Origin of the sequence: Thermus sp. 2.9, from assembly GCF_000794385.1 — a bacterium.
Lineage (GTDB): Bacteria > Deinococcota > Deinococci > Deinococcales > Thermaceae > Thermus > Thermus thalpophilus.
Genome location: NZ_JTJB01000023.1, coordinates 1 through 2,976 on the forward strand (window position 1 = coordinate 1; position 2,976 = coordinate 2,976).

The 2,976-nt window shown below is 68.5% G+C and carries 2 protein-coding genes and 1 tRNA gene; all 3 read right to left on the reverse strand.

The window, feature by feature from the left end; all coding sequences use genetic code 11:
• Positions 1–93 precede the first annotated feature (93 nt).
• Positions 94–1,398: a tRNA uridine-5-carboxymethylaminomethyl(34) synthesis GTPase MnmE gene (gene mnmE, locus QT17_RS05655; protein WP_039457580.1), complete on the reverse strand. Its 1,305-nt coding sequence runs from the start codon at positions 1,396–1,398 to the stop codon at positions 94–96.
• Positions 1,395–2,669, reverse strand: coding sequence for a glutamate-1-semialdehyde 2,1-aminomutase (hemL, locus tag QT17_RS05660; protein ID WP_039457583.1), 1,275 nt, complete (start codon positions 2,667–2,669; stop codon positions 1,395–1,397). The genes mnmE and hemL overlap by 4 nt, the downstream gene beginning before the upstream one ends.
• A gap of 170 nt (positions 2,670–2,839) precedes the next feature.
• A tRNA-Met gene (locus QT17_RS05665) sits at positions 2,840–2,916 on the reverse strand.
• Between the last annotated feature and the right edge of the window lie 60 nt (positions 2,917–2,976).

The window sequence follows — 2,976 nt, forward strand, 5'->3', positions numbered from 1 at the left end:
TGGGGTGCTCGCAGTGAGCTTCCATAGCACCCCCCTTTTTTCACACCCCAGGGCTTCAGATCAAGTAGCACACGAAGGTATGGGGGAATGCCGTCACTTCCCCACGCAAAAGTTCTGGAACACCCGGGCCACCACCACCTCGGTCACTTCCCCCCGGCCGCGGAGGGCGCTTAGGGCCTCCAGGGCCTCCTGCAGGGCGAGGCCCACAAGGTCCTGGGGGAGGCTTAGGGCCTCGAGGAGCCTCTCCCGCGCCCGGTGGAGCGCCTCCACCTGCCGCTCCGTGAGCAAAAGCTCCCCCCCTCCTTCCCCCAGGAGCGCCCGGTGAATGGCCTCCTTTAGCCCCTCCATCCCCTCCCCTGTGCGGCTGGACACGAGAAGGAAGCCGGGGTCCTCCCAGGCGGGGGGCAGGTCCGCCTTGGTGGCCACCTTGAGGGTGCGCTCCCAAGGGAGGGGGGGTGGGGCGGGCCTCGGGAGGGAGCGGTCCACCACGTAGAGGACGAGGTCCGCCTCCTCGGCGATGCGCAAGGCCCGCTCCACCCCGGCCCGCTCCAAGGGGTCCTCCGTGTCCCGCACCCCGGCGGTGTCCACCGCCACGAGGGGAATGCCGAAGAGCTCCAGGGGGGCCTCGAGGTAGTCCCGCGTGGTGCCGGGAATGGGGGAAACAAGGGCCCTTTCGTAGCCCAAAAGGGCGTTTAGGAGGCTACTCTTGCCGGCGTTGGGGGCGCCGATCAGGGCCAGGCGCGCCCCCCTTTGCGCCAGCCGGGAAGCCCGGGCCTGGGCCAAAAGGCCCTCCACCTCCGCCAGAACCTCCCGGATGGTCCTTTCCGCCTCCAGGGGCTCCACCCCCTCCTCGGGGTAGTCCAAAAGGGCCTGGATGTGGGCGAGGAGGTCCAAAAGCCTCTGCTCCAGGGCCTCAATCTTGCGGGAAAGAGCCCCTTCCAAGGCCCTAAGGGCCTGCCTGCGGGCGAGGTCCCCCTCCGCCTCCACCAAGGCCAAGACCGCCTCCGCCTGGGCCAGGTCCAGCTTGCCGTTGAGGTAGGCCCTTAGGGTGAACTCCCCCGGACCCGCGGGCCTGGCCCCGGCGGCGTAAAGGGCCTCCAGGATCCGCCTCAGCACCGCGGGGGAGCCGTGGGTGTGGAACTCGCAGGCGTCCTCCCCGGTGTAGGACCTGGGGGCGCGGAAGACGAGGAGAAGGGCCTGGTCCAAAACCTCCCCCGTGGCGGGGTCCACCACCTCCCCCAGGGTGAACCGCCCCCCCTTAAGCCGCCTCGGGTCCTTGCCCCGCCAGACCCGGGCCGCCACCTCCAAGGCCCCCTCCCCGGAAAGGCGCACCACCCCGATGGCCCCCTTCCCCGGGGGAGTGGCCACGGCGCAGATGGGGTCCTTGAGGCGCGTCATAGGGCCTGGCGCACCGCCTCCAAGGTCCTGTCCACCTCCTTTTCCGTGTGGGCCACGGAGAGGAAGGCCGCCTCAAAGTTGGAGGGGGGCCAGTAGATTCCCCGGTCCAAGAGCCCGTGGAAGAAGCGCTTGAAAAGCTCCGTGTCCGTGCGCCTGGCGTCCTGGAAGGTGCGCACCGGGCCCTCGGTGAAGAAGACGGTGAGCATGGAGCCCACGCGGTTCACCGCGTGGGGGATGCCCTTCTCCCCCAGCACCTCCCTAAGCCCCGCCTCCAGCCTGGCCCCCAGGGCCTCGAGGTAGGCGTAGTAGCCCTGATTTTTCTCCAATATTTCCAAGGTGGCGAGCCCCGCCACCATGGCCAAGGGGTTTCCCGAAAGCGTCCCCGCCTGGTAGACGGGCCCCAAGGGGGCCACCTTCTCCATGATCTCCCGCCTCCCAGCGTAGGCGGCGGCGGGAAGCCCACCACCCAGGATCTTCCCCAAGGTCACGAGGTCGGGCTTGAGGCCAAACCGCTCCGTGGCCCCGCCGAAGGCCAGGCGGAAACCCGTCATCACCTCGTCGGCGATGAGGAGGACGCCGTAGTCCTTGGCCTCGTGCAGGGCCCTTAAAAACGCCTCCGTGGGGACGAGGACCCCAGCGTTCCCCACCACCGGCTCAAAGATGATGGCGGCGATCTCCTCCCCCCGGGCGCGGAGAAGCGCCCGGAGCCCCTCGGGATCGTTGTACTCCAGGACCAGGGTGAGCCGGGCGTACTCCTCGGGCACGCCGGCGCTGGAGGGAACGCCGAAGGTGAGGGCCCCCGAGCCGGCCTCCACCAGGAGGCCGTCCGCGTGGCCATGGTAGTTGCCGCGGAACTTCACCACGTACTTCCGGCCCGTGTACCCCCGGGCGAGGCGGATGGCGGACATGGTGGCCTCGGTCCCGGTGCTCACAAAGCGCACCAGGTCCACCCCCGGGTAGGCCCGCTTCACCGCTTGGGCCAAGGCCACCTCCAAGGGGTGGGGCGCCCCGAAGGTGAGCCCCTTTTCCGCCACCTCCTTCACCCGCGCCACCACCTCGGGGTGGGCGTGGCCGAGGATGAGGGGTCCCCAGCTCATCACGTAGTCCACGTACCGGTTCCCGTCCGCGTCAAAGGCGTAGGCCCCTTCTCCCCGCACGAGGAACACAGGGGTCCCCCCCACGGCCCGGAAGGCCCGCACGGGGCTGGAGACACCGCCTGGGATGTGCTCGCTTGCCTCGGCGAAAAGGCGAGCGGAGGTGGAACGTTCCATGCCTCCCACTTTAGCGTGTAAAAGGGGAATAAGGTAGGCAAGACTTCCCTGTAAAGGTCCCGCCAAACATCCATTGGAAAGTTCCCAAAAACTCTGCTCCCTTGCCTTTCCTGCGGTCAAAAGCCACTCCCGCCCTGACTTCCGAGGGCGGGAGTTTTGGCTCCGGGCGCTGGTGGCGGCGGTGGGACTCGAACCCACGACACCACGATTATGAGTCGTGTGCTCTGACCGCCTGAGCTACGCCGCCCCGGGCACCAGGCAACCCCCATCTTAGGGGGAAGCTTGGGGTCCGGTCAAGCAGTTGTAG

Excerpts from the sequence above, each read along its gene's own strand:
- mnmE (WP_039457580.1), bottom strand. The coding sequence starts at position 1,398 with ATGACGCGCCTCAAGGACCCCATCTGCGCCGTGGCCACTCCCCCGGGG.
- hemL (WP_039457583.1), bottom strand. The coding sequence starts at position 2,669 with ATGGAACGTTCCACCTCCGCTCGCCTTTTCGCCGAGGCAAGCGAGCAC.